The organism is Streptomyces panacea (assembly GCF_040560175.1).
GTDB classification, from domain to species: Bacteria; Actinomycetota; Actinomycetes; order Streptomycetales; family Streptomycetaceae; genus Streptomyces; species Streptomyces panacea.
The window spans coordinates 1-26,532 of record NZ_JARJHW010000006.1; the positions used below are offsets into that span (position 1 = coordinate 1).

At 69.1% G+C, this 26,532-nt stretch carries 21 protein-coding genes; 7 read left to right on the top strand and 14 right to left on the bottom strand.

Going from position 1 to position 26,532, the window contains the following annotated elements; all coding sequences use genetic code 11:
* Positions 1 to 145: 145 nt before the first annotated feature.
* The 5 genes from P3L51_RS02870 to P3L51_RS02890 form a co-directional block, all read right to left on the bottom strand.
* Positions 146 to 946, bottom strand: coding sequence for a LamG-like jellyroll fold domain-containing protein (locus P3L51_RS02870; RefSeq protein WP_354603410.1), 801 nt, complete (start codon positions 944 to 946; stop codon positions 146 to 148).
* A 392-nt stretch (positions 947 to 1,338) separates the two neighbouring features.
* Positions 1,339 to 1,482 carry a hypothetical protein gene (locus P3L51_RS02875; protein WP_354603411.1) on the bottom strand — a complete coding sequence of 48 codons (144 nt, stop codon included), beginning with the start codon at positions 1,480 to 1,482 and terminating at the stop codon, positions 1,339 to 1,341.
* Between the two features lie 212 nt (positions 1,483 to 1,694).
* Complete coding sequence (locus tag P3L51_RS02880) at positions 1,695 to 2,153, bottom strand: DUF5707 domain-containing protein (protein ID WP_354603479.1); 459 nt, start codon at positions 2,151 to 2,153, stop codon at positions 1,695 to 1,697.
* 245 nt (positions 2,154 to 2,398) lie between these two features.
* Positions 2,399 to 3,388, bottom strand: a complete 990-nt coding sequence (locus P3L51_RS02885; RefSeq protein ID WP_354603412.1) for an NAD(P)-dependent alcohol dehydrogenase — start codon at positions 3,386 to 3,388, stop codon at positions 2,399 to 2,401.
* Positions 3,389 to 3,620: 232 nt separating this feature from the next.
* Positions 3,621 to 4,106, bottom strand: coding sequence for a hypothetical protein (locus P3L51_RS02890; RefSeq protein WP_354603413.1), 486 nt, complete (start codon positions 4,104 to 4,106; stop codon positions 3,621 to 3,623).
* Positions 4,107 to 4,307: 201 nt separating this feature from the next.
* Between P3L51_RS02890 and P3L51_RS02895 the strand changes: the two genes are divergently transcribed.
* Positions 4,308 to 4,787: an HIT family protein gene (locus P3L51_RS02895; protein WP_354603414.1), complete on the top strand. Its 480-nt coding sequence runs from the start codon at positions 4,308 to 4,310 to the stop codon at positions 4,785 to 4,787.
* A gap of 145 nt (positions 4,788 to 4,932) precedes the next feature.
* Here the strand turns inward: P3L51_RS02895 and P3L51_RS02900 are convergent, their stop codons facing one another.
* A complete protein-coding gene (locus P3L51_RS02900) occupies positions 4,933 to 5,406 on the bottom strand; it encodes a hypothetical protein (protein WP_354603415.1) in 474 nt (157 codons plus the stop codon).
* 194 nt (positions 5,407 to 5,600) lie between these two features.
* Here P3L51_RS02900 and P3L51_RS02905 point away from each other — a divergent pair, with 194 nt between their 5' ends.
* Entirely contained in the window at positions 5,601 to 6,347 is a 747-nt protein-coding gene (locus tag P3L51_RS02905) for a phosphotransferase family protein (protein WP_354603416.1), read from the top strand.
* A 248-nt stretch (positions 6,348 to 6,595) separates the two neighbouring features.
* Entirely contained in the window at positions 6,596 to 7,447 is an 852-nt protein-coding gene (locus P3L51_RS02910) for a tetratricopeptide repeat protein (protein WP_354603417.1), read from the top strand.
* A gap of 729 nt (positions 7,448 to 8,176) precedes the next feature.
* Here the strand turns inward: P3L51_RS02910 and P3L51_RS02915 are convergent.
* The 3 genes from P3L51_RS02915 to P3L51_RS02925 form a co-directional block, all read right to left on the bottom strand.
* The gene (locus tag P3L51_RS02915; RefSeq protein WP_354603418.1) at positions 8,177 to 8,311 is read right to left on the bottom strand and encodes a hypothetical protein; all 135 of its coding nucleotides are present in this window, start codon (positions 8,309 to 8,311) and stop codon (positions 8,177 to 8,179) included.
* Positions 8,312 to 8,440: 129 nt separating this feature from the next.
* Entirely contained in the window at positions 8,441 to 9,775 is a 1,335-nt protein-coding gene (locus P3L51_RS02920; protein WP_354603419.1) for a DUF1996 domain-containing protein, read from the bottom strand.
* 232 nt (positions 9,776 to 10,007) lie between these two features.
* Entirely contained in the window at positions 10,008 to 11,732 is a 1,725-nt protein-coding gene (locus tag P3L51_RS02925; protein WP_354603420.1) for a discoidin domain-containing protein, read from the bottom strand.
* 329 nt (positions 11,733 to 12,061) lie between these two features.
* On the opposite strand from P3L51_RS02925, the gene P3L51_RS02930 reads away from it, so the two are divergent.
* The 3 genes from P3L51_RS02930 (at position 12,062) to P3L51_RS02940 (ending at position 17,713) form a co-directional block, all read left to right on the top strand.
* Positions 12,062 to 13,054, top strand: coding sequence for a LacI family DNA-binding transcriptional regulator (locus P3L51_RS02930; protein WP_354603421.1), 993 nt, complete (start codon positions 12,062 to 12,064; stop codon positions 13,052 to 13,054).
* Between the two features lie 293 nt (positions 13,055 to 13,347).
* Positions 13,348 to 14,274: a DUF3048 domain-containing protein gene (locus P3L51_RS02935; RefSeq protein ID WP_354603422.1), complete on the top strand. Its 927-nt coding sequence runs from the start codon at positions 13,348 to 13,350 to the stop codon at positions 14,272 to 14,274.
* Between the two features lie 766 nt (positions 14,275 to 15,040).
* The gene (locus P3L51_RS02940; protein ID WP_354603423.1) at positions 15,041 to 17,713 is read left to right on the top strand and encodes a hypothetical protein; all 2,673 of its coding nucleotides are present in this window, start codon (positions 15,041 to 15,043) and stop codon (positions 17,711 to 17,713) included.
* A gap of 273 nt (positions 17,714 to 17,986) precedes the next feature.
* Here the strand turns inward: P3L51_RS02940 and P3L51_RS02945 are convergent, their stop codons facing one another.
* Positions 17,987 to 18,985, bottom strand: coding sequence for a sigma-70 family RNA polymerase sigma factor (locus P3L51_RS02945; protein ID WP_354603424.1), 999 nt, complete (start codon positions 18,983 to 18,985; stop codon positions 17,987 to 17,989).
* A 139-nt stretch (positions 18,986 to 19,124) separates the two neighbouring features.
* Here P3L51_RS02945 and P3L51_RS02950 point away from each other — a divergent pair, with 139 nt between their 5' ends.
* Positions 19,125 to 20,267 (top strand): amidohydrolase family protein, encoded by a 1,143-nt coding sequence (locus P3L51_RS02950; protein WP_354603425.1) that lies wholly within the window; start codon positions 19,125 to 19,127, stop codon positions 20,265 to 20,267.
* A gap of 251 nt (positions 20,268 to 20,518) precedes the next feature.
* On the opposite strand, the gene P3L51_RS02955 is transcribed toward P3L51_RS02950, so the two are convergent.
* The 4 genes from P3L51_RS02955 to P3L51_RS02970 form a co-directional block, all read right to left on the bottom strand.
* Positions 20,519 to 20,902, bottom strand: coding sequence for a hypothetical protein (locus P3L51_RS02955; RefSeq protein WP_354603480.1), 384 nt, complete (start codon positions 20,900 to 20,902; stop codon positions 20,519 to 20,521).
* Between the two features lie 143 nt (positions 20,903 to 21,045).
* Positions 21,046 to 24,405, bottom strand: a complete 3,360-nt coding sequence (locus P3L51_RS02960) for a S8 family peptidase (RefSeq protein WP_354603426.1) — start codon at positions 24,403 to 24,405, stop codon at positions 21,046 to 21,048.
* A 111-nt stretch (positions 24,406 to 24,516) separates the two neighbouring features.
* Complete coding sequence (locus P3L51_RS02965; protein WP_354603427.1) at positions 24,517 to 25,602, bottom strand: ABC-2 membrane transporter-related protein; 1,086 nt, start codon at positions 25,600 to 25,602, stop codon at positions 24,517 to 24,519.
* The gene (locus tag P3L51_RS02970; protein ID WP_354603481.1) at positions 25,599 to 26,531 is read right to left on the bottom strand and encodes an ABC transporter ATP-binding protein; all 933 of its coding nucleotides are present in this window, start codon (positions 26,529 to 26,531) and stop codon (positions 25,599 to 25,601) included. Before P3L51_RS02970 ends, P3L51_RS02965 begins: the two co-directional genes overlap by 4 nt.
* Position 26,532: the final 1 nt, after the last annotated feature.

The window sequence follows — 26,532 nt, forward strand, 5'->3', positions numbered from 1 at the left end:
CCGCCTGATCGAACGCGTCGAACAGGCCGCTCGAACCGGCGTCCGTCAGTGACACACCGGCAGCGCGGCACACGCCGGACGGCCGGCGACGCGGGGCCACGAAATTGCCGTAGCGCTCCGGCGCTGGGTCTGGCCCGCTTGGTGGCTACAGGTCGGGAAGCGACATCGGGTTGGCCATCTGTATGACCGATGTACGGTCTGCCGCGTCGGAGTAGGCGCGTACCTCGTCCACGGAGCCTGAGAAGTACTCACCGTTGATCGCCGACCGGCCCACCTGCAGACCGGCCGAGGCTGTCCAGGACGTGCTGTCCACCGCGGTGGACGTATCGGACAGCTGGCCGTTCACGTAGAAGCGCAGCTCTTGGGCAGAGGCGTTGAAAACAACGGCCAAGTGGTCGCCCAGGCTGAAGGGTGTGTCGTTGGGGAGAGCTTGCTCCTCAGCGATGACCACTTGCGGGGCAGTCGCCTCGTCCTTGGTGGTCACCACGACTTCCCACTTCCCGCTCGCCGCCTGGTAGCGGATCGCGAGGCGGTCGGCCTCGGAGCCCGGAAGTGACAGGACGGTCTGGGTCCTGTCGTCCGCCGCGGCCAATCGGGCGCGAACGGCGAGAGTGAAGCTTCCGTCCCCACTGACCGGTGCCGCGGACGTCGCCGCCCAGTCGCCGTCGCCGTCGAGCCTGAGTTCGCCCCGACCGACCAATGCGGCGTCTCCGAAGATGTCGTCATTCTGGTAGATCCAGGAATCACCGTTCAGAGTGAGGGGCAGGCCCTGGGGCTCCACATTGGGAGCAATTCCGCCGGGTGCCGCATCGAGGGGCCAATAACCCTCTCGGCTCAGCGACGTCTGTTCGGCCCGGGTGCCGTGCTTCCTGTCGGCGTCGGCGGCGGCGCTGGGGAGCATGCCGAGCGTAAGCGAGAGCGCGGCGGCGCTCAACACGACGGACATGGCGCGGTATCTCACGTGCATGATCCCCCCTGGGAAGAAATGTGCAGGATATTGAATGATCTTCCAGCCTCGCCATCTCCAAAGCAAGGGAGTTCAGGCCGCCCCGACCGCACAGCGACGAGCCGTGGGGGGATTGTTCAGGCCAGGTCAGCGCAGCACGCTCACCGTCCGGATTCCGATCGACCGCCCAGCGGGGTGCCACCCGCGGTGACATCGGGGCGTTGCGGGCCCGGATCGCCTCGATCGAGGATCTGCCGACAGTCCTCGCCGACCGCCGCCGAGACGACACAAGGGCACAGGGGCACAGGGGCATGAACGCGCCCTGACGGTGCGTGAAGTCGCGGACGCCTGGAGGCAGAACACGATGTGTGGGTGTGGTCGAGGGCGCGGAACTAGACCGCATTGGTGAGCAGGTTCTGGAGCGGCATGCCGAGTTGGGTGCGGTCGCCCTCGGCGGTCGGCGTCGGGAACAACGGCATCGGCATCGCGCCCGAGTTGACCGCCAGCGCCTTCGTCGTCTTCCAACGCCTGCTCACCAGCGAGCAGTTCCCCCGGCATCGGCCTGGCCTGCGCATGAAGATCGTCGAGTACGACGGCGGCAGCCTCACGCTCGACCCCCACCACACACCGGGCGCGCGGGCGTTGGGGCGGGCGTACGGTAGGGCGGACGTGCGGCAGGACGGCAGGACGGTAGCCTGCTCGATCGCTCACACGTGGCCCCTGTATCGCCCCTGCATCGTTCAACCACTCACCCGACGGTGAAGTCCGCCGCCTTCGCGTCCACTTGTGTCGAGCCGTCCGCGGCGCTTGCCAGCACCGCGACGTGCCAGACGCCGCGCGGGGAACCCTCGGCATCGGTACGCGTGACGGGGACGGTGTAAACGCAGCGCACCGTCTCCTCACCGGATGGCAGGCACTTGGCCGGTTCCGCGGCGGCCAAGTCCTCGGCGGTCGGCTCCTGGCCCGCGAAGGACGAATCCGCGGGCCAAGCGAGAACCCTGACACCCGTCACGCCGGATGGCGCCGTCACATCGGTGGTGAAGACCAGTGAGCCGTCACGGTCACCGTCAGGTGCGGTGTAACGAGCCGTGCCGTGCGCCTGCGACAGAGACTGCCGCTCTCCCGCGTGCACGAGAGCGAACGCACCCGCTCCCCCTACAACGGCGACTGCGGCAGCCACGGACAGAACAACCGTACGTCGGGACATAAAGGCACTCCACCATCGTCTCAGCGAGATCCCGATCGGCGCCCACTGCGCCGCCGGTGCACCCATCCTCATCCCGCGTGGAGGCACGAGACATGAGTATCCCCACCCAACCCGACTGAGTAGTGGGGCAGTTGAGTGACCGGGATTGATGCCGGGCAGGCGGACGGGCAGTCGGACGGATGCCGTCGACAGACCGGTCGGATCAGCTGCCCCCCGGCGGGCGAGCCGGGCCCGCAGGCCGCGCGTCAGTGCACAGTGATCACAGTCTTGCCGCGGGAGTGGCCTTCCTCCATATGCCGCATGGCCTCGGCCGTGTCGGTCAGGGGGTAGGTCCGGCCGACTACGGGGGTGACCCGACCGGCGTTGATGAGCGTGGTCACGGCGAGTAGATCTTCTTGGGCCGGACCGCTCGGGGTTGCCGGGATGATCGGGCGCAGGCTCTGCCGGGTGACTGTGTTGACCAGGGCCAGTCTCAGCATGGAGCCGATCGCCCCGAACACCCGGCCGGGTGAGCCGCCGCCGTTGGCCACCAGGACTCCGGTCGGGGTGAGCGCCCGACGCAGCCGACTGAGCGGCAGATTGCCCACGTTGTCCAGGATCACGTCGTAGCGAACGTGTCTTTCGGTGAAGTCCGCGCGGGCGTAGTCGATGACGTGCGCGGCGCCCAGCGAGCGCACCATCTCGGTGCTGCCGGCGCTGCACACCCCGGTGACCTCTGCGTCCAGCCCGGCCGCGATCTGTACGGCGAAGGTGCCCACGCCGCCCCCCGCCCCGTTGACCAGCACCCGCTGCCCGGCCCGGACCCGGCTCACCGTCCGGATGCCGCGCAGGGCGGTCACCGCTCCCATCGGCGTGGCCGCTGCCTGCTCGAAGGAGAGACGCTCGGGCTTGGGTACCAGCAACTCCGGTGCAGCGCACGCGTATTCGGCGAACGCCCCCGCGCAGAAGCCCAGTACCGGGGTGCCGGGCCGGAGCCCTCCCACGCCGGCACCGACAGCCTCCACCACTCCGGCCGCGTCGATGCCGGCCACGCGGTACTTCGGACGGGTCAGCCCCATGCCGCCCATCAGTCGCGCCGCGTAGGGGTCGCCGCGCATCATGTGCCAGTCGTAGGGATTGAGCGCGGCGGCGTGCACACGTACCAGCACCTGGCCGGCCCCGGCCTGTGGCCGGTCGACTTCCGTCAGCCGCAGGATGCCCGGCGGCCCGAACCGCTCCTGGAGCACTGCCTTCATCGCCCTGCCCCCATGTCCTCGGGATCCGTCAAGACCGGCACATGTCCGGCGTACGGGTGAGGGCAACGTAGGCGTGCGCGGTACAGCCGTCAATGGCCGCCGGCCGGCAACGCGGCCATCCTCCCGTACGCCTGGCCCGAAGCGAACCCGGCATCGGGGAGCGGGCTTCTCTGCCGAGTTACGGCAATGGGCTGTTGAACAACATCGTTGAACGGACAACACTGCTGGGGTACTAGGTCCTGTCTCCTTGACCGTCCACAGGCTGGGGCGTTTGCGGGTGGTCCATGGTGGTGCCGTCAGGATTCCGCCCGAAGGCGGCCTCCAGAACGGCGGGGAGGTCTTCCTCGGGGACCGTGGTGCGCACGTCCGCCAGAACCTGGGGAAAGTCGTCATCGTCGATGACGCCCATATGCTCCTGACGGAGTTGGTGGATGATCTCGACGAGGTCCGGTCCCAGCCGCATCCAGGCACGGGAGGTACGGATCTCTTCATCGACCTGGTGCATGAACCAGCGCATGACCTCGTACGGAACGTCAGCGTGCCCTGCGTGCGGGTTGAAGCACACCGTCGGCTCCCGTGCCGGATCCTCGTCGGGGACGATTGCGGTCACGAGAGTCCGTTGCTCGGCCACTCGATCCAGTTCCAGATACCAGGCGTCATCGGGCACGGAGTACATCGTGGTGATCGCGTAGTCGCCGTCGGGGTGTCGAAAGACCATTGCCGCATGCTGCCACGCCGGTATCGCACGTGGGACGGCGTGATGCCAGTACGGGGATCAGCCGTCGCGTAGTCCTAGTTGGCGGGGATCCCTGAAAACCGGCCGGGGCCGCTCCTCACCCCCACTTGCTCGGTCTTTGAACTGCGTGAGGAGGGTGGGGATCGAAGAGCGGCCTTGATCAGCGGAATGTAGGTTCTGGCCATGACTGGCAACTGGCGGATGGACCGAATCGGGACTGCGCTGAGGGGCGAGAACCCGACCGTGCTGCGACGGCTGACGGCGGGGTTCGCGGTAATCGGGGACGTTCAGTTCCTGCCGGGCTACTCGGTTCTGCTGGTGGACGAGCCGGATGTGCAGCGGCTGTCGGACCTGCCGAGGGCGAAGCGGCTGTCCTTCCTGTCCGACATGGACCAGCTCGGCGAAGCGGTCGAGCGTGCCTGTCGGCGGCTTGACCCGGCTTTCCGCCGGGTCAACCTGGAGATCCTGGGGAACACCGACCCGTTCTTGCACGCACATGTCTGGCCGCGGTTCGAATGGGAGCCGGCCGACGTGGTGCGTGCTCCGGTGTGGCTCCATCCGCGTGAACGATGGAGCGACGAGCGGTTCAGGATCGGTCCGCAGCATGACGTGCTGCGGGAAGCGATCAGCAGCGAACTGGACCAACTGCGATCGGTGGCCTGACTACTGCGGGCCCGGTGACCGGTGAGGGTCAGCCGAAGCTCATTCGGACAGGTCGTCGGGGCGTTCCCCGCACCCGCGGGGGTGGTCCCAGTCCGGCGCGTCCGGTTCTATCCATTCTGGGTTACTCCCCACGCGAGTTGTCGCGTCACCGGTCATCGAGGGGTGGCTGTCGGGCGAGGAACTCCTCGAACGCCGCCTTCTGCTTCGGATCCATAAAGCCCTGACGGACGTTGCGGGCCTGCTCTTGGAGCCAGTGCGCCTCCTCGGGGCCCAGGAGCTCGGCGACGACCGCGCCTCCGCGAGCGACCGCGGTGCGCCCTCCTACGCGACGACGAAAGAGCGTGAACGTGCCGAATTCCGCCGGGTAGGCCAGTTCCGGCTTCGCCGTTTCATCCCGGTTCTCGTTCCCAGCGTCACCCGTCGAGTAGGCGGTGGGGGCCCAATGCTCCCAGAGCGCCAGCGTGGCCGCAGGCACCAGAACGGCGCGCTCCGCCTCTTCACGCCCCTCCCAGATGAACGTGACAGTGACGGGTTCGCCGACCGCCTCGGCCAGCCCGAGCACCCTCTCCATCTCATCGTCGATCGGGTAACCCGCCACTACATCGATTTGAATTCCCATGGCCCTTGAGGTTACTGACCACCTCCCACACGCCAGGCCGATATCACCCCCGGTCTGCTCCCCCACGACGCCTTGACCTGGTCAGAGGTTGGTGTGGTGCACGAGGCCGCCGGGTAGCGGGACGCGGTCAGCCGCGCAATCGCACGCGACAATCCCGGGGACGGCGGCGATCATCTCCGGGATACTGAGCGCCCATGGATGAGGTCAAAGTCGTCGTCGCGCATTCCGAGCGCGCGACCCTGCGCGTCGGCGACGTGTTCTTGAAGGTGGACGCCGATCAGGCGCGCATCGACGTCGAGGTCGATGCGATGGCGTTGGTACCGGTCCCGACACCGGAGGTCCTGTGGCGCAAGCCGCCCGTGCTCGCGATCGCCGCCGTCCCGGGGACGGTGCTCGGCCGTCTCGGTGAGCCGTCGACCGCGTCAGCGGCGGCGTGGGCCGCGGCGGGTGCCGCCATCCGGCAGTTGCACGAGGCGCCGTTGCCGCCCTGGGCCGGCCGGCGCCGCCGGGGTCCCGACGAGTTGGTGGCGGAACTCGACAGGGAGTGCGAGTTGCTCGTGACGAACGGCGTCCTGCCCGCCGATCTGGTCACCCGCAACCGCCAGGTCGCCGAGGCCGCGATCCGGCCGTGGACTCCGGTGTTCACGCACGGCGACCTGCAGATCGAGCACGTCTTCGTCGACGGTGACGAGGTCACCGGCATCATCGACTGGTCCGAGGCGGGCCGGGGTGATGCCCTGTTCGACCTCGCCACCTTGACGCTCGGACACGAGGAGCACCTCGACGACGTCATCGCCGGTTACGGCACCGACGTCGACCTCGAAGTGATCCGCGCGTGGTGGTCGTTGCGAAGCCTGCTGGGGGTTCGCTGGCTGGTCGAGCACGGCTTCGACCCGTCCGCCCCGGGCTGCGAGGTCGACGTGCTGAGATCCCGGATGTGAGGCTGCGCGGGACCGACCGCGACGTATACCTCCTTCTGTTCCGCAACGGTGCCGCAGAGTCTGTTCCCGTACGCGCGGGGATGGTCTCGGCGACGTACGGTGTCCCGTCCCATCGGAAGTTGAGTTGTCTCACCGAACTTTGAGTGCCGGGTGCTTGCGAGGAAAACAGAGGTTGGCGGTGGGGCGGCTTGTGCCCACTTGGCACCCACGAGGATCCAGGCTTCCTCGGGCCCATAGCCTTGCGGCTTGTGAGATCCATACGTACGGGGTGGGAACGGGCGCGGCACGGGCGGGCCAGAGGGAGGGCGGCCTCTTCGCAACGGGTTGTCCTGGACCGTATCCGAGAACTCCTTGAGGCGGGCAGCTTCGAGCAAGCCGAGGCAGAGGCGCGGGCTCTCGCCGCTTCGCCGCGCGCCCGGGACGGCGACCCCGAACTGGTCTCGTGGCTGGCCCGATCCCTTGCCACTGGGGCGGCGATCGCCCACGGCCGGGGGGCGGAACTGCTGCCCGAGCTCGAGACCCTGATCACGGATTTGGAGCAGACAGTCGGCGCCGACCGGCAACTGCTTCTTGCGGTCCGGTCGAATCGTGCGGCGGTCCTCGTGCAACAGGACCGGCACGCCGAGGCCGAGGTCGAGGCGCAGGACATCCTGCGCGGCACAACTCGAATCGCACATCTCGCCAAGATGTGGAGGATCGAGCTGAACGCGTTGACCAACCTGGCTGCCGCACTGAACGGACAAGGCCGCTACGAAGAAGCGGAGGCCATCGCCCGCGGGAACCTGCCGCGGGCGGACGGGCGAACCGCCGCCTTCCTGCATCGTGCGCTGGTTAGCAGCCTGAACGGGCAGAGCCGGTATGAGGAGGCGTTGGCCGAGGTCCGCCGGTACACACCGGCCGGGGGTCGCACGGCGAGCGGGACTCTGGAGATCGTGACAGCCGGGGCCCTGCACGGCCTGGGTCGTCGCGACGAGGCGGAGGCCACCGCCCGTCAGGCACTGGCCGCCTGCGAGCAGTTTCTGCATCCGGCCCACCCCCGCATCAAGGAGGCCCGCACGCTGCTGACCCACATCATCGCCGAGGAACCCACCCCGGAATGAGACCCTCACCAATCGAACCCCGGTGAGACCGCTCAACTCTCACTGCGGCAGGACGCCCGCGCGGGGATGGTCCATCGCCCCGCCACAGAGCGGGAGATGGAACTGGCGCTTCCCGCGCGTGCGGGGATGGCCCCACGGTCGGGTTCGCGTCCTACGGGGTGTGGAAACGGCGGCCCGGGCACGGTGACGGCGCCGGATACTGCGCGAGGGCAAGGTCTCCTGGCAGACACCCCGCCGGTCCGATGACCGGGTGGTGTGTACGTGGACGAGTTCGGGCCACTGAACCTGCGGCCCCAATCTCCGCCAGTCGGGACTCCAAGGCCGCCACGTCGACCCCGTCGGCTCCATGTTCCTCCCACAGTTGGACGAGCTGATCCTCCTTCTCGCCGGAGTCGATCAGCTTGTCGGCGAGTGTGAAGCCGTCCAAGGAGGACTTCCCGACCTCAAGCACCCAACGGGTCGCGGCCGCGGTCGCGGTGATACCGCGACCCGCCAGCTCGACGACCGTTCGGCTGTGCGCTTCGCGACAGCCGCGGCCAGTTCCTTCGCCTTGTCGGCGCGGCCTTGGGTCCGCGCGCCGGCGCAAAGGCATCCGGGACTGCGTGGAGTGCGCGCGCAGCGCGTCGGTGAGAATCCGGTCGTAACGTCCCTCCGTTCGTCAGGGCCAGGGTGCCGAGGCCGGCCAACTGTGCCCCGCGTGGGGGTGGGTGTCGGGGACGTCTGAGACCTTCAGCACGGCATGGCGCGCAGGCGGCGCAGGTCCGCGCGCGGTGTCGATCCGGTCTCCGCCGCCGGCGTGGCCAGGGCCGGGTACGCCGTGCGGGAGGGTGCCAGATCGGTCGGGAGCCGCGCACGCTCGGCCATGGGGATCATCAAGAGGATCCAAGTTGCGTCGCGCGTTGAAGGCTGATCTCGGCGACGTGCTGGCTGTCGGCCGCGCGGTGCGGCCGACAGCCAACAGCGCCATGGTCACGGCGCATGCAGACGACAGGGTCAGAACGTGCCCGCGGAGTTGCACTTGGCCTTCTGGGTGATGCAGTCCTTCACGCGATGTCCGAGAGCGGCGTTGTCCCAGGCGTTGAAGAAGTCACCGTGGATGGACGATGGCATGCCCGACGCCAGCCGGAAGCCCTGGGTGCTGCCGCTGGTCGGGTAGCTGGTGACGAAGGAGAGGTTGGGAATGGCGACGGGGTAGGCGCCGCTGCACTTGCCGTCGTAGGTGAACGCCACGTGCGACTTGTGGTCGGGACTGTCGAGGTTCTTGCCGTCCCAGCAGTCGGGGAAGACGAGTTGGTGGGTGAGGTGGGCCTTCGGGGCGCAGACCGGCCAGTTGCCGTCGGCACTTCTGCCGGTCTCGCCGCCCTCGCCGGCGCACCAGAACTGGCCCGGCGATCCTGCCGGGGTAGGCGTCTGCGCCCTGGCGTCACCCGCGATCATGCGAAATCCCTGCGGGAAGGGCACAGTCACTGAGGGGTCGGGTAGCCGGGAACCGTAGTAAACGATCATGCCCTCGGATTCGACGGCCTTGTCGTTCTCGTAGAGGGTGGGGATCCAGTACGCCGAGAGGTCGTTGGCAGGGGTGCAACTGGTCGGCGCGTTGGCCAGCAGCGACTCGGTCGTGGAGAACGCGTCGGTGCTCTTGTTGCCGAAGAAGCTGTGCATGTGGGACGCGCCGGGAAGACCCGGGAAGACGATGGGGTCGTCCGGCTTGGAGTGGCTGTAGGTGCAGGTGGCGTTGAACTCCGGAACCCGGACCACACCGGCGGGCACCGCGGCCGGCGTCATCGCGCGGAACTGCGCCAACTGAGCGTTCCACTTGGCCTGGTCGATGGGAATCCATCCAGCCGCCGCGCTGTCCCCCTCGCCGACGAACGAGAACCAGTTGATGTTGACGAAGTCACCGGGTGTCGTGCTACGGAGCACAGCGAACACCGTCTGGGAACCGGTGGGGTGCGTGGTGACCTGGGTGGTCCTGGTCGCCCAGTTCTGCCAACCGCCGGTCGGGGAGATCGGCATGACCGCGAGCAGCGGTCCGGTCAGGCCCGCGGTGCGTAACTCCAACGTTCCCGAGCCGACGGCGGAAGCGATCCGGGCCGACACCGTCAGCCGGCCGGCCGCGCCGAGGTCGACGTTGTCGAAGCGCATCCAGTCGCCGTCGGCGAGATACGAGGCGTTCTGCCCGCCGCCGGTGTCCGAGGTCGCCTCCAACGCGACACCCGACTGGGCCGCGTAGGACTCGGCCTGGACGGTGACTGTCGCGGCCTGCGCCTGCTGGGTCGAGACGGTCAGGCTCAGGGCGGCGGCCAGCACGACCACCAGAGCGTTCACCAACAAGGTGTACAGATGTGCGGGATCTCTACGCATCTCACTTCCTCACGGACATCGGGGGGTGAAGGGCCTTCTTCTTGCGGGAGCGGAGCGACGGGGAGAGCGTCAGCCAAACGGCGGCCGTGCACGCGGCGTTGCTGCGGGTGTCCCGGGCCGCCCGGAGGGAGCGGGCGGAGCGGCCCGGGAACTTCGCGAACGCTGGACGGCCGGGCGCCGGGGCGCCGGGGGGGGGCTACTGGTAGACGCGCACGTAGTCGACGAGCATCTTGGAGGGGAAGGGAGTGCTTGCGTCTGTCGGTCCCGGCCAGTCACCTCCGACGGCCAGGTTGAGGATCATGTAGTGGGGGTGGTCGAAGATCCATGGCCCCCGTGTCCGCTCCACCTGGTCCTTGTCGAGGGAGAAGACCGTCCGGCCGTCCAGGCTGTAGGTGATGCCTCTGCTGTTCCAGTCGGCGGCCCACGTGTGGAAGTCGTCGGAGAAGTCGGCGTTCCCGGGCAGTGTGTACGGCGCGCCGATTCCGCCTCCGCCGTTGTAGGCGGGCGCGTGCACGGTCGAGTAGGCGGTCTTCACGTCCTTGCCGAGGACTTCAACGATGTCGATCTCGCCGTTGTACGGCCACGGCCGGCCCGTCAGGAAGTCGGCGCCCATCATCCAGAACGCGGGCCACAGACCGTTGCCCTTGGGCACCTTGATGCGTGCTTCGACGCGCCCGTAGGTGAACTGGAACGTCGCGCCGGTGTTCATCCGCGCCGAGGTGTACTGGCAGGTGGTGCTGCCGCTCAACGGGTCACGCGGGCACGACGATCCGGCGGTGACCTCCTTGCGGGCTTCCATCGCCAGGTGTCCCGCCCCGTCCAGTGCGGCGTTGCGGTTGTCGGTGTAGTACTCCAGCTCGTTGTTCGGCCCGGTGCCCGGATCCGCCCTCCACTTCGAGGGGTCGGGTCTGCCGCCCGCGGCACCGTCGAAATCGTCGCTCCACACCAGTCGCGGCGGGTTCGCGGGGTCGCTCGGCAGAGGCGGAGCCTGTATCGGATCGCCGCCCGTGCCGTACACCTGGAACTCCCACAGCGAGTAGCCGTATGGGGTGGCACGCTCGGTCCCGTACATGCGTACATGGCGGCCGGTGCCGGAGACGGTCAGCGTCTGTTTGAAGCCCGTTCCGGACGTCGTCGAATAGATCGGCGTCCAGTCGGCTCCGTTCGACGAGACCTGGATCTGAAAGGATTTGGCATAGGCGGGATCCCACTGCAGGACGACCTTGTCGATCTGCGCCGTCGCGCCGAGATCGACGGAGATCCAGCCGGGATCTGTCCATCCCGTGGTGGAGCTTGTGGCCCAGCGAGAGGCCGGATCCCGGTCGAAAGCCCTGGCCGGTGTGCACTCCCAGCAGTTCTGGTCACCCTGGGAGGAGGAGGCCGCGCCCGGCCTGCCGTAGGAGAGCAGCCTGTCGGCGCCGCCGCCGGGACCGCCGGCCCCGGCGGTGCCGTACACCTGGAATTCCCAGAGCGAGAAGCCGTAAGCGGTGGCCCGCTGCGTCCCGTACATACGCACATAGCGGCCGGTGCCGGAGACGGCCAGGTTCTGGGTGCCGCCCGTGCCCGTCGCCGTCTGGTGGACGACTGTCCAGCTCTGCGCGTCGCTCGATACCTCGATCCTGAACGCCGTGCCGTACGCGGCTTCCCAGTTGAGGACGGCTCGGGTGATCTCGGCACTTGCTCCGAGGTCGATCTGAATCCACTGCGGGTCGGCGAAGGCGCTGGACCAGCGCGTCCCGGGGTCGCCGTCGACGGCGCTCCGAGCGCTGAAGGCTCCCTCGGTACTCGACGCGGTGGCGGGCTTTCCCTGGGAGAGCAAGACCTCCGCGGCCTGAGCCGAAGGGGCGGGGAGAGCGACAAAAGCGAGCAGTGAGGCCGCGAGGGCCAGGAATAAGTTGAAGCGGCGCAGCAGCGATCGCATGGGCGACTCCTCAAATGGGGGGAGGTGAGGGAGCGCTCCCTGAGAGGGACAATGGAGGCGGCGGCAAAGGCTGTCAAGGGCTCATTCACCTTGAAAAAACAGCGACTTACCACCTACGAGAAACACAGGGAGCGGTCTCTCAGAAGCTGGGCTGGCACACCGGAAGCCACGAGGGTGGCGCTGAGGGGGACGCACTCCCGAGCATGGTCATGCCGCCCCGGCCTGCGGATACGCTGCTCACATCGTCATGCCGCAGAGCCGGAGGTCGCCCCGATGAAGAAACCCGCTCCGCGCACGAATCCGGGCGGCGGCACAGGGGACGGACAGGCATGAAACGCCCCACTCTGGAAGTGGTCGCCGCCCGAGCGGGCGTGTCCAAATCGAGCGTCTCCCGTGTCATCAACGGCGAGACGACGGTCGCCCCGCAGATCCGGGACGTCGTCATGCGCGCCGTGCGGGAGTTGGGCTATGTGCCCAACGGGGCGGCACGCAATCTCGTCACCCGCCGCACGGACACACTCGCCGTGGTGGTCTCCGACCCGCCTCAAGGAGTCGTCTCCGACGACCCCCTCTTCTCCGCCGTGGTCCGCGCCGTCAGCAGAGAACTCGAGACGGCGGGCAAACGGCTCGTGCTCATGCTCGCGGAATCGGACCAGAGCCGGACGAGAGTGGTGGAGTACATCGCCGGCGGGCATGTGGACGGCGTGCTCCTGGTCGCCCTGCACGGTACGGATCCCCTGCCGGGCGCGCTGGCCCGGCAGGGCCTGCCTGTCGTGTCGTTCAACCGCACCTCCGCACAGGACGTCCCGTACGTGGCGCTGGACAACGCCGGCGGAGCGGCTCTGGCGGTACGTCATCTTCTGGAGCGCGGTCGGCGCCGGATCGCCACCATCACCGGACCACTCGAACTGTACGAGGCGCGTGAGCGTCTCGATGGCTACCGTCGGACGCTGCGTGACACCGGCCGTCGCTCCATCGTGGCACTGGGCGATTTCACCAGAGCCTCCGGCGCCGAAGCCATGCGGCAGCTCCTGGAGGACGATCCCGATCTCGACGCGGTGTTCGCGGCCAACGACCTGATGGCGATCGGAGCCCTGCGCACCCTCCATCGAACGGGCCGACGCGTCCCCGAGGACGTGGCGGTCATCGGCTTCGACGACATCGAAGCAGCGTCCTACACCAGTCCCGCGCTCACCTCTGTGCGCAGCCCGATGGCCGACCAGGCGACCGCGACCGTCCACCTGCTCCTGGGCCTGATCGACGGCGGCCCCACGGGGCCGGTGATCATGCCGAACGAACTCGTGGTGCGCGAATCGACCTGATTCACCGGCGGCATGGCTCACCCCGCGCCGCCGCGCCGCTGCGCACCGTACTGCACCGTTCCGCGCCGTACTGCACCGTTCCGCGCCGTACCGCGCCGTTCCGCGCCGCTGCGATCCGCTGCGATCCGGTCGCCTCGAATTGTTCGGAGCGACGAGGGCCACGCGCGGCGCGCAGTGGCGAAGGGGGTGATGGTGGATGTCCTCGCCCGTACGGCCGAAGACGTCCGCCAGCAGTCGCATTCGCGAAGTGAGGACAAGTCATACAACGGTATTGACGACGTGGCCCCGAGGAGATGAGGTGGCTGCCCATCCGACTCCCCCACGACGGAAGGCTGTTCACGCTGGGCAACACCGCCTCACCGACCCACACCGGAAAGACCCGAGGTGCGCGGAGGTCCCCACTGCCCGCCGAGCCGGCGCCCGTCCTCGCGGTGAAGATCGACAACCACAAGGGCGCCCGCCCGCAAACCGCCCTGGAGGACGCGGACATCGTCTTCGTCGAGAAGGTGGAGGGCGGCCTGAGCCGACTGCTCGGCCTCTACTCCAGCAAACTACCCCCGACCGTGGGGCCCGTGCGCAGCGCTCGCGAGTACAACATCGAGCAGCTCCGCATGTTCGGCCGTCCCGCGCTCGCGTGCTCCGGCACACGGGCCGAAGTCGTGGACATGATCAACGCGTCCACGCTCTACAGCGTGTCCCACGAGGACTTCCCCGACGACTACTTCCGGGGCACCGACCACGAAGCACCTCACAACCTCTACGGGTACCCCGACAAGATCCTCCAAGAAGCTCCCGCGGTCGGCACGAGCGATGACATCGGCTTCCGCTTCGCGGACGACGCGCCCGCGGGCGGGACGCCGACCACGGATCGCGCCGTGAACTACGGCGCCGCCACCACCTCCTTCACCTGGTCGGCGGAGGAGGACCGCTGGCTCACGTCCTTCGACGACGCCCCCGCGACGAGCAGCGACGGCGACCGGCTCGGCGGGAAGACCATCGTGGTCCAGAAGGTCGCCATGCCGCCGGACTCCAGCGGCGAGGCCCCGTACGAGGAGACGGTCGGCACCGGCTCGGCCACCGTGCTGCGCAACGGCCAGGCGTACGAGACCACCTGGGACCGGCCTACCGCGGAGGCGGGCACCACCTTCACCCGGGCGAACGGCGAGCCGATGGCCTTCGACCGCGGCCAGGTCTGGGTCGCCTACGAAGAGGCCAAGTAGCCGGACGCCCGACACGACTGAGGGCCCTGGCACCACGGCGGTGGCTCCGGGGCCCTCCCGTACGCGTCATCGACACGGCCCCAACTCCCCCACAAAGGCGCCTGGTTGAGAGCAGCCATGGAGCAGGGGGCCGTGTCTTCACCGCATCGGCCCGCCAACATCGGCGCGGACCGCGCGAGGGTGGGTGCCCCGCCGGGAAGGCGCCGAGATGCCCGACGAGACGTACACGTCGGCGATGTCGCCACCCCCGGCTCCACGCGGTAGCCCAGGTCCGCGCCGCCACGCGCGATGACGCACCGCCCCCACCTCCACCGAACGTCAACGGGACAACGCGCCCGGCGCGGTGGAGCCTGTCGGCAGGCCCCTCACCTCAACCAGACACCCGATGAATCTTCCCCTGTGGGCAGTTCAGGGGGCGTTGTCAGTGTGCGGTGACAACCACACACTCAACACCCTTTTTGGACACAGGCGTTGGTACGGCAGGCTTGCACAGACCCTTGACAGGAAGGGGTGGGCAGCTCGACTATGCACCAAACATGGGATGTAAGTGAACGGTCCAGGACCACAGTTACGCCGGAAGCACCTCTCGGACGCACGCGAGTGTTCCAGCGGACGCAGCACCCGTTCGTCCTTCAGCACCGGGCCCCTGCTCCCGACGCCGGCACGCCCTGCACGCCCTGCACGGATATTCGCGCCGCCCTGCCCTCCACGCCGAACTCCGGTCACCCGGAGTCGTCTCATCTTCGTACAGGGGAAGGACCCGCCCGTGTCATCTCAAGGTTCGATCACTCGCAGGCTGCTGCGCCGCCTCGGTCCGATCGTGGCGGCCCTCGGTCTGATCCTGACGGCGCCCGTGGTCCAATCCGCCACGGCCGCGGCCTCCGTGACGCTCTACGCGTCGCCCCTCGGAACGGGTTCGACCTGTTCCTCCACGGCCCCGTGTTCCCTGTTCGGTGCCCAGGAGGCCGTTCGAACTCAGCTCGCCGCGGAGGCATCCGCGGACGTCACCGTACTGCTGGCCGACGGCGTGTATCGCTTGTCGAAGACCTGGGCCCTCGGCCCGGCGGACTCGGGCACGCCGGGGCACCCGGTGGTGTGGCGGGCCGCGCCGGGGGCGCGTCCGGTGATCTCCGGGGCCTCACAGGTCACCGGATGGACGCAGCGCGGATCGAGCGGGGTGTGGTCCGCTCCGGTACCCGGCTCCAGCAACAGCCGCCAGCTGTACATCGACGGCCGCAAGGTCCCGGTGGCGCAGGCGACCCCGGCGAGCCTGGGATTCCGGGGCTCGTGGACCGGGACGTCGACGGGTTACACGATCTCCGGCGACCAGGCGGCGATGGCGTGGTTCGGCTCGCTGACCGCGAGCCAGGTGGCGGGGGTCGAGTTCGGCTACCCAGGTGGCAACGGGCCCTGGACCGAGTCCAGATGCCGCGTGGCGAGTTTCTCCGCGGCGGCCGGAACGCTGAGGATGACCCAGCCGTGCTGGACCAATGTGACCGCCCGGGCGTCCTACGCCCAGGCCAGCGGTGGCCTGCCGTCCATGTCGCCCCACACGATGCCCGCGCGGATCGAGAACGCGCAGGCCCTGATCGGTTCCGGGCAGTGGTTCCTGGACGGCGCCGGCGGCACGTTGCACTACAAGCCTTCCGCAGGCCAGCAGATGTCCGCTCTCGACGTGGAACTGCCGCGCCTCGAAACCCTGGTCCAGGGCGCCGGTACGCTCGCCGCGCCCATTCACGACATCACCTTCAGCGGTCTTCAGTTCTCGTACGCGACCTGGAACGCCCCTTCCACCAGCGCGGGGTTCGCCGACGTGCAGAGCAATCTGCGGATGACCGGCGCGAACAACCAGGGCATGTGCGGGTTCTCCAATCCCGCGGGAAGCTGCCCCTGGGGATCACTGACCCAGCCACTGGCGAACGTCTCGTTCACCGCTGCCAAGAACATCACGCTCACCGGCAACCGATTCGCCGGACTCGGCGGAGCCGGACTGGGCGTCATGTACGGGGCGACCAACACCCTCATCCAGGGCAACGAGTTCACCGACATCGCCTCGACCGCGATCCTCCTCGGCTGCACCTACGACCCGCTGCCGACCAACCCGTCCGACGCCGCGGGGATCAAGCAGAACTGCACCCCCAACGGAGCGAACGAAACCGCCGCGATCGGCACCAACGAAATCCTGACCGGTACCACCGTGGCGGACAACGTCATCCATCACATCGGTACCGACTACTCCTCGGCCAGCGGCATCACCCTGCTGTTCTCACAGCGCACGACCATCACCCGGAACAACCTGTACGACCTGCCGTACACCGGCATCACCGCCGGAGTCATCCAGGGTCACGTCAACCAGGCGACCACCCCGCAGAACACCACGAACATCAACAGCTCGAACACCATCAGCAACAACATCCTCCACGACTACCTGTCCGTCCGCAGCGACGGCGGCGCCGTCTACGTCGAGGGACACCAGGCGCAGTACGTGTACCAGGCGGACGGGACGACGATCGACCCGGTGAAGACTCTGGCCAAGGGCCTGCAGGTCACCGGCAACATCGCCTACAACGGCCCCACGACCAACTTCACCTACTACAACGACGCCGGCTCGGAATGGATCAACTGGCAGGGAAACATCGCCTTCCGCGCCGGCGACAAATCACACGGCGGCTGCAGCCCGACGGGCCACTTCTGGATCACCGGCAACTACTTCTCCGCCGGGATCCAGTCGTACCCATGTGCCCAGCCGGTCGACACCCACGCGAGTGGGAACACGACCATCCCGGCGACCCCGAGGCCGACCGACCTTCCCAACGCCCTGCTGCGCGCCGCGGGCACGGGCTCCGGCTCCTTCACACCGGTCCTCTCCGTCCCCGCGAGGATCTTCTACGTGTCGCCCACAGCCAACGCGACGGAGGTCCTCGTCGCCGGCGAGGGCTTCGGCCCGGCGACACCGGTGTACATCGGCACCACTCCGGTCGCCAATGTGACCCGTCTGTCCAGCGGATTCATGATCGTCCCGATCCCGGCGGGCACCTCGGCCGGGCAGATCTCCGTCACTCCGCAGGTCCCCGGAACCATCCGTCTCAACGACAACGACAGCAACATCAGCTACAGCGGATACGCCTACGCGGACGGCCGCTCGTACGGCGACCACCAGAACGACGTCCACTACGCGACGGCGAACGGATCGACCGCGTCACTCACCTTCACCGGCACCCGAGTCACGGTGTACGGCGAGCAGAACACCGACCAGGGAAACATCGGCATCAGCATCGACGGCGGACCGCAGCAGGTCGTCAGCACAGTGCCGAGCGACGGCGTACGACACGCGAACGTCGCGGTGTACACGTCCGGTCCACTCTCCTCGGGCAGACACACCATCGTGGTGACCAAGCTGTCCGGTCAGTACAGCACCCTCGACGGATTCACCGTGTGACGGCGAGCGCCCCTTTTTCTCGACGCGGCACCGACCGGAGGAACCGCGCCCCCTGCCGCACAGTGTGCCCCCCCTCACCAGCCTGGTGAGGGGGGCACGGCGAAGACCACGCGGCGGGCTGCGACACGATCAATCAGGCCAAGGGCGTGCGGAAGCACGGATGCGGGCGTCGGCCGGCACTCATGCGGTACGCGGCCGAGCCCCAGTCGTTGGGCCGGGTATGAAGCTGCCGGAGCGGGACCGAGGACGTCCACACGGCTCCGCACGCCGTCGTCACCAGCGTTCGTCGACTACAGGCAGCCCCGATCCCCGACGACAAGGCCGCACACCGGAGAGTTTGTTCGGGTTGGTGACGGAGAATACGGCGGCGATCCGGTCTCCGCCGGGAGTGAGATCAACGATGACGGCAGCGAGCGGACCGCCGCCGGAGAAGACGAGCACACAAGGGTCTTGAGCCACCCGCCGATAGTGGATGTCCAGTCCCTCCGGAGGCAGTGCCTGGGCGACCGCCATGAATACCGCGGCGACCTGGTCGCGGCCGTGGACGGGACGCAGGCTGACCGCAGGTCCGCTGCCGCCGCCGTCGGTCCAGAGCGTCACGTCGGGTGCCAGGAGCTCCAGAAGCGCGCGGAGATCGCCGCCGAGCGCGGCCGCGGCGAACCGCTCGGTGACCTGGGCATGCAGGGCCGGCTCGGGCTGGTGGCGGGGATGGCGCATGTGAACATGCTGGCGCGCACGAGTGGCGGTCTGGCGCACGGCCGTCGGCGAGCGGTCCAGGATGCGCGCGATCTCCGGGTGGGCGAACCCGAACACCTCGTGCAGCACGAACACGGCGCGTTCCAGCGGCGACAGGGTCTCCAGCACAACCAGCACGGCCATGGAAAGCGCCTCGGCGCGTTCAGTACTGTCCGTGACATCGCTTTCGGCCGTCACCAGGGGTTCAGGCAGCCAGGAGCCGATGTAGGTCTCCCGCCTGCGGATCATGTCCGCGCGGCGGGCGAGAGCGCGATTCGCCGCGATGCGGACGAGATAGGCGCGGGCGTTGTGGACGGGCTCGGCGTCCGGCTTGCGGTGCCGGGCGGACCAGGCCAGCCATACCTCCTGGAGCGCGTCTTCGGTCTCGGCGACACTGCCGAGCATGTTGTAGATCACCGAGAACAGAAGCGCGCGATGGCCAAGGAACTGGTCGGTGACGGCGTCGACCGTCGGGTGCGGATGTGGGGCGGGTGTCATATGTGCCTCCTCGTCTGCCGGACCGAAGAGAGCCGTCACGCCGTGAGTGTGACACAGACGGCCCAATTGTGAGCCACATCACGATCGCGCCCGCCGATGTCACAGGGCGCGCCCGACCTCCTCTCTGTGGTGGTGTCCGGGGAGGAATGGCCTCCTCGACACGCGCAGGAGGACTTCAATGCGTACACGGATTCATGGCGCCCGCGTGTTCGACGGTGAACGCACCATCGTCGCCACGGATGTGATGCTGGAGGACGGTCTCATCGCAGCGGTCGGCGCCGATGCGGTCGGAGCGGCCGACGTTGAGGTCGACGGGCGGGGCGGAACGCTGCTGCCGGGGTTGATCGATGCCCACACGCACACGTTCGACGGCAGTCTGGCCGAGGCGCTGCGGTACGGGGTAACCACCGAGCTCGACATGTTCTGCATGCCGCGGCCGCTGGCCCGGCACCGGCGGCTCGCGGACCACGACGACGTGGCCGACCTGCGCAGCGCCGGCACCGTGGCCACAGCACCCGGCGGGCACCCGACCCAGCTGCTGGCCGCCCTGATCGGCACCGTCCTCGACCCGAGCGATGTGACGGAGATCGACTTCGTCACCCATCCCGCGCAGGCCCCGGCCTTCGTCAAGGCCCGACTCGACGAAGGCGCCGACTACCTCAAGATCGTCATTGACGACGGCGCGATGCACGGCGCCGACCTCCCGGCCATGACCCCGGTGGTCGCCACCGCCCTCACCGCGGCGGCGCACGATGTCGGCCTGCGGGTCATCGCCCACACGATCACCGCCGCCGAGGTGAACATCGCGCTCGACGCCGGTGTGGACGGCCTCGCCCACGTGTGGGCCGACCTGGCGCCCAAGGCCCCGGCCTCACGGCGGTTGGCCGAGCGGGTCCGTGCCCAGGGTGTCTTCGTCGTCACCACACTCGCGTACTTCGAGGCGGTCGCGGCCCGCCACCCCCGGACCGCCCACTGCGCACACGCCGGCCACTACGCCAACGCCGTCGGCGCGCTGCGGGCGCTGCGCCGGGCGGGCGTCCCTCTCCTCGCCGGGACCGACGCCACCCCGTTCGCGCCCGCTCACGGTGCCGGCCTCCACCGTGAGCTGTGGCTGCTCGCCCAGGCCGGCCTCGGCGCCGAGGAGGTGCTCGCTTCCGCGACCGGCGTCCCGGCCCGTCACTTCGACCTCGCCGATCGGGGCCGTATCGCCCCCGGTCTGCGCGCGGATCTGCTGCTGGTCGAGGGAGACCCCACCCGGGACGTCGCCGCCCTCGCCTCCCTCACCGCCGTCTGGCGGCGCGGGGTCCGTCAGACCCGCTGACCATCTCTTCATCGCTGACTGCGAGGACACCACGGACGACCCTGAGGGGCTTGCCCGCAACCCCATTGAGCGTCGTCGGTCCTGAGTCAGGGCTCGCTGGGGTCGCTCTCGGCCGCGTCGGTCCGCAGGGTGAGGGAGTAGTTGATGCCGGCCACGGTGGTGAAGCGGACGGTGTCGTCGCCGGGTTCGGCGTCGGCGGCGAGGATGTGCGGGCTGCCCAGCAGCGCAGGGTCAGGAGTCGCAGAACCCGATCAGGTTTGTTCACCGCCGGTTTCCGCCTTGTGCAGCATCTGGGCCAGCAACAAGGCGCTTCCGGCCGCCACTCCCACCCCCACCACTCCCGCGGCCAGGAAACCGCCGGAGGAGCGCCAGGACAGCACCGACCACCGCGACTGCGCGGAGAACAACGACCCCGTGCTCAGCCACGACCCGGTTGAGATCAGCGACAGGGCGGACCCGATCGAGCCGACCGACAGGGCGCTTCCGATGGAGCCGATCGACAAGGCCGAACCGACGGACCCCACGGACAGGACCGATCCCACCGAGCCGATCGACAACACGGAGTCCTGTGACCACAACGACAGCACCGAACCAGAAGAGGCACACCCGGTCGACTGTTCGGACAGATTTGTCATGAGGACATCCTGCCCGCCGTGCCCCCCGCAGGCCACTCGCAGTTCCCGACCGACAACAGTTCACAACGGTCCACAACAGTTGACAACAGAGCGCCCGGGCCGACCGAAGCCGACCCGGGCGCTCTGTTGTGAACTGTTGTCGTCTACTTGACGGTCCGATAGGCCCGGTGGATCGTCTGCTTCAGGGTGTTGCCGGCCGCGTCCGTGAGGGTCACGCGCAGGGAGACCGGGCCCGCCTTCGCCGGGTGGCGCAGGTCGAGGCGCTTGCCTCCGATCGCCTTCGCCGGGTGCCAGGTCCGGCCGTCGTCGTACGAGACGGAGAAGGCCAGCTCGCGGGCGGTGCGCGCGGTGGCCGCGCCCTCGATCGTGAAGGGTACGGAGAGACTCGTACCCGCCTTGGCCGTGCTCGCCGTGGACAGCCGCGGCGTGAAGCGGACCACCGACAGCGGCAGCCGCTGCCCGACGCCGGTGGCGTGCGCGGAGGTGAAGGTCCACTCGGCGGTGACCCGGGTGGAGACCGACGAGAGGGAGGTGGGGCGGGAGACGTCCGTCGTCAGGCGGTACGTGCGCTTGGCGGCGGGGAGTTCGTACGAGACGCCGGCCAGGTCCGTGTTGGTGGCGAAGATCTTCGTGCTGCCCGCGTAGAGGGTGCTCCTGGCCTTGCTGTAACGGGAGTCGCCCACGTGCCCGGCGCCGTCGGAGAAGAGCGGAAGGTAGGCCATGAAGGTGTCACCGACGCGGACCGCGCCCGGACGGTCCTCGTTGCCGGTCAGCGGGCCCGTGAGATGCGGGCCGAAGACGCCGGTGTTGAAGCGCTCGGTGTACTGCTTGCCCGCGCTGTACGCCCGGGGGTTCACGGTCCACTGGCCGGCGTCGTGCACGGTTTCGCCGTCCGCGTCCGTGCCACTCGTCTGCCACACGGAGTACTGCCACCGCACGCCCGGCAGAACGTAGTCGGTGAGGGTGGCGGGCAGGGAGAACTCGGTCGGGTTGAAGTCGGCCCAGAATCCGCCCCCTGGCGTGAGGGGCGCGGCGACGAGCGACCCCTCCTTGTCCTTGGCGGGCTCACCGACGGGGATGGTGACCTTGGCGAACTGCGAGCGCTTCAGGTTCGCGGTGAAGCCGGCCAGATCGCCGGTACGGTTCATCGCCGGCCGGTAGCTCGTACTCCCGTGCGTCCAGGTGCCGTTGTACTGCGCGAATGCCTCGCGGGCGGGCAGCCGGGCGCCGAACTGACCGACGCGCAGCTTGCCGAAGCTGCCCACCTCGTACGTGGTGACGCTCTGGTTCCCGTCGATGTCGAACCCGTAGTTCAAGGTGGCGTCGGTGTGCTTGGCCCTGGCGTCCGGCACGGTGATCCGGACCGGATCGGCCTTGCGGGCGTCCATGACGAGGGTGGTGTCACGGGTGAGCGAGAACTTGGGGTTGAGGAGGAGGGCCAGGCCCCCGGCGTCCGGGGTCGCGCCCGTCTCGATACGGCCTTCGAGGCTGTAACGGCCCCTGGGCAGCCGCACGGTGAACTCGCCGTCCGTGTCGTCCGAGTAGTCGTTCCAGATCTCGTTGTCCAGCCCCTGCACCCCGGTCTCGGACCGCCCGGCGGGCTTCCCCTTGAGGTCGAGATGCCTGACGGTCAGGTCGTACGACTCGACTTCGCGCTGTACGCCGACACCGGTCCGTACGGTGATGCCGGCGCCGTCCGTCGCGGTGACCGCGCCACCGAAGCGGCCGTCGGCCGTGCCCGCGCCGCTGTCGGCGGTGACCTGGGCGGTCGCGGTCCCGCCCGCCGGGACGGTGAGCCGCTTCGGCGAGACCTCGAACATGCCCTCGGCGGCGGGCTTTCCGTCCTCGCCGTACGCCTCGGTGGTCAGGTCGAGGGTGACGGGGCGGTCGCCGACGTTGCGGTAGGTGACCTCCTTGGTGGACGGCTGGTCGTCGGTGTGCGGCCACTGCTGGGCGGGGAAGGCGAGGTTGGCGGGGGTGGTGGTGAGTTGCTGGCCGAGTGCGCGGACGATGTCCGTACGGCCCGTGCCCTGCGCGAACGCCGAGACACCGGCGGTCGGCTCGGCGGATGCGGTGAGCGCGGCCTTGATGCGCTCACCGGTCCAGTCGGGGTGGCGCTGGGCGAGGATCGCGGCGGCGCCCGCAACATGCGGGGTCGCCATCGACGTACCGCTCATCGAGACGTAGCCGTCCGCGGCCGGGTCGCCCTGCGTGCCCTGGGCGGCCTTCGCGGCGACGATGTCGACGCCGGGGGCGGTGAGGTCGGGCTTGAGGGAACCGTCCGCTGTCGGGCCGCGGCTGGAGAAGTCGGCCATGGCGTCGTTGCGGTCCACCGCGCCCACAGTGAGCGCGGCGGCGGCGCTGCCCGGCGATCCGACGGTGCCGGCGGCAGGTCCCTCGTTGCCGGCCGCGACCACGAAGAGGGCGCCGGAGGAGGCGGACAGCTCGTTCACCGCCTGCTCGACCGGATCGTCACCGGGACTGTCGGGGCCGCCCAGGCTGAGGTTGACCACCTTGGCGCCCTGGTCGGCGGCCCACTGCGCACCCGCGATGACACCGGACTCCTGGCCGTAGCCGTCGTCGTCGAGCACCTTGCCGCTGATCAGCCGGGCGCCCGGCGCGACCCCCTTGTACTTGCCCGCGGAATGCGCGCCCGAGCCCGCGACCGTCGAGGCCACATGCGTGCCGTGCCCCACCCGGTCGACGGTGTCCGCCGCGTCGGAGAAGTTCTTCGCCGCGTCGATACGGTCCTTCAGATCCGGGTGCGTGCCGTCGACCCCGGTGTCCAGCACGGCGACCTTGACGCCCTTGCCGTCGTACCCGGCCTCCCATGCCTCGGGGGCGCCGATCTGCGCGGTGCTCCGGTCGAGGGCCGCCTCGACCTTGCCGTCCAGCCAGATCTTCTCGACCCGGTCGGCGGCGGCCGATTTCGCCCGTGCCGTCCCCCCGCTGCCGGTGAGCGTCTCCCACAGTTCGGCGCCCTCGGACTTACGGGCCTTCAGCGCGTCCCCGTTGACGCTGGGCAGGTCCCGGCTGACCCGGGCTCCGGCGGCGGACAGCGCGCTCGGCGCGAGAGCGCGGCCCTCGGCGTACGTCACGATCAGCGGGAGGTCGGGGCGGGCCGCGTCGTCGTACCCCCACTTGACCAGCTGTGTCACCTCGAACAGCCGCCGGTCGGCGGTACCGTTCGCGAGCAGCCGCTCGGCGTCACGCGGGACGACGTAGGTGCGGTCGGCGTGCCGCGCTATTCGGAAGGTCGTGCCTTCCCTGCCCTTGCCGGGCCGCACACCGGCAACCTGTCCGGTGGCGTCCAGGGTGACCCGGTCGCCGGTGACGAGGGTGACTGTCCTGGCCTTGCTGACGGCGCCGGCCGTACCTGCCGTACCGCTGTCGGACTGTGCTGCCCCGGATTCCGGGGCACCGAGCAGGGCCGCGGTAAGGGCGGCGGCGATGAGCGTGGCGAGAGCGGAAGCCTCACTCGCTCGCCTCTTACGGTGATTCAAGGCATGCCTTTCTTTCCGGACCTTCGGGCATGGCGAAGCAGCCCGGCGGACGGGACAGAGAAACAGAGGGGAAAGAGGCGCCCCTTCGTGAAGGGGCGCGGGCGCACGGACTCAGACGAGCCGCTTGCGGCCCCAGAGGAAGAGGAACGCCACGACACCGGCGGTCAGGGCGAACAGAATCGACGCCCCGAACCACTGCATGGCGTTCATCTGCGACAACGGGAGATACTCCGTCGCCCAGCCCACGACATCGGCCTTGTCCAGGCACACCTGCCGTGCCGCTTCGGTCCCCGACCCCGAACAGGTGCCCCAGCCCAGCAGATCCCCGCTGCCGGTGACAAACGACTGGTCGATTTCGTAGGCGCCGTGGGGCAGCGACGGGGACACGCTGTCGCCCGTCACACCCTTGTTCGTCGTCACCGTGACAGCGTTGCCGAGCGACAGCATGAAGTAGCCCCAGGCGAGCTGGAGGGCGACGGTGAAACCGAAGGTGACCACCATGGCCGTCAGCGTGCGCCGAAGCACCACACCCAGCGCCACCCCGCCGAAGACGGAGAGGAGGGTGAGGGCGACAGGCACTGGGCCCGTCGTGTTGAACGCCTCGCCCGAGGTCCATTCCATGACCACGGACTCGGACTTGACGGGGTTCCACCACCAGCCGAACACCGCCGACAACGCGCCCGTGCTCACCACGACCACCAGTCCGGCCAGCGCCAGTTTCGTGGCGAGCCAGCGGGTCCGGCTCCCGGACTGGGCGGCGACCAGCTTGGCGGTGCCGTTCTCCAGGTCGCCCGCGATGAGCGGGGCGCCGAGGAAGACACCGAGCAGGATGGGTATCGCCTGGAGACCGATGGAGATGAAGGAGAACGCGTCAACGTACTGCGGGAGCGTGCCGCCCGCCTCGTCGAGGCTCTTGCCGGGATAGCCGTAGCCGTCGAGGAAGTCGACCAGCTGGCCGCGCTGGTAGACGATCCAGGCCACGGAGATCGCGGTGGCGGCGAGGATCGTCCAGAACGCGGCCCGGTGCTGACGCCAGACCAGCCAGGTCATACCGCTGAGGTGGGGGCGCCGGTTGGCCCCGGTCGCTTTCAAGGTCCCGCCGGTGGTCCCGTTCATCGTCCCGTTCCTGCCGTCGCTCGTGGAGCCGGTCGAGCTGCTGGTCGAGCTGCTGGTCGAGCTGCGGGTGAAGGTGCTCATGCCGCCACCGCCCCGGTGCCGAACCCCTGGCCCTGGACCTGTGCGGTGGGGGTGATCAGCGGTGGTGCGTCGGGTGAGCGGAGATAGGCGAGCAGGAGTTCCTCCATGTTCGGGGCGCCCATGTCCCAGGGGCCGGTGACCGGGCCCTCGGGGCGGACGAGGGCGGTGAACTGCCTTCCGCTGGTCCGGGACTCGACGAGGGTGTGGTGCCCCAGGGCGGCGGGCAGACCGTCGCCCTCCCTGACCCCGGTGACCAGCATGTGCAAGGACATCAACTCGTCCACGTCACCGGCGAGGCGTACTCCGCCGCCGGAGACGACGACGAGGTAGTCGCACACGTTCTCCAGCTCGGCGAGGACGTGGGTGGACATCAGCACGGTGGTGCCGCGCTCGGCGGCCTCCGCGAGGAGGGTGCCCATGATCTCGTGGCGCACGACCGGGTCGAGGTCCGACATCGGCTCGTCGAGCAGCAGCAGGTCGGGGCGCTTGCCGAAGGCGAGGGCGATGGCGACACGGGTGCGCTGACCGCCGGAGAGGGTGCCGATCTTCGCCTCGAAGGGCACGTTGCCCGCGCGGATGATGTCCTCGGCGGCGCGCTGGTCCCAGCCGGGGTTCAACTCCCGGCCCAGACGCAGGGTCTCCGCCACGGTGAAGCGGCGGAACAGGGGCTTCTCCTGGGCGAGGAACGCGGTGCGCCGGCCGGACTCCACCGAGCCCGGCGTCTCACCGAACAGGCTGACCGAGCCGTTCGTCGGCTCCAGGACATGGGCCGCGATGCTCAGCAGCGTGGTCTTGCCCGCCCCGTTGGGTCCCACCAGCCCGCAGATCCGTCCCGCCGGGAGCCGGAAGGAGCAGTCCCGCAGCGCCCAGCCCCGCCGGTAGCGCATCCCCAGCCCGTACGCCTCGATCGCCGGTTCCCCCGCGTACATA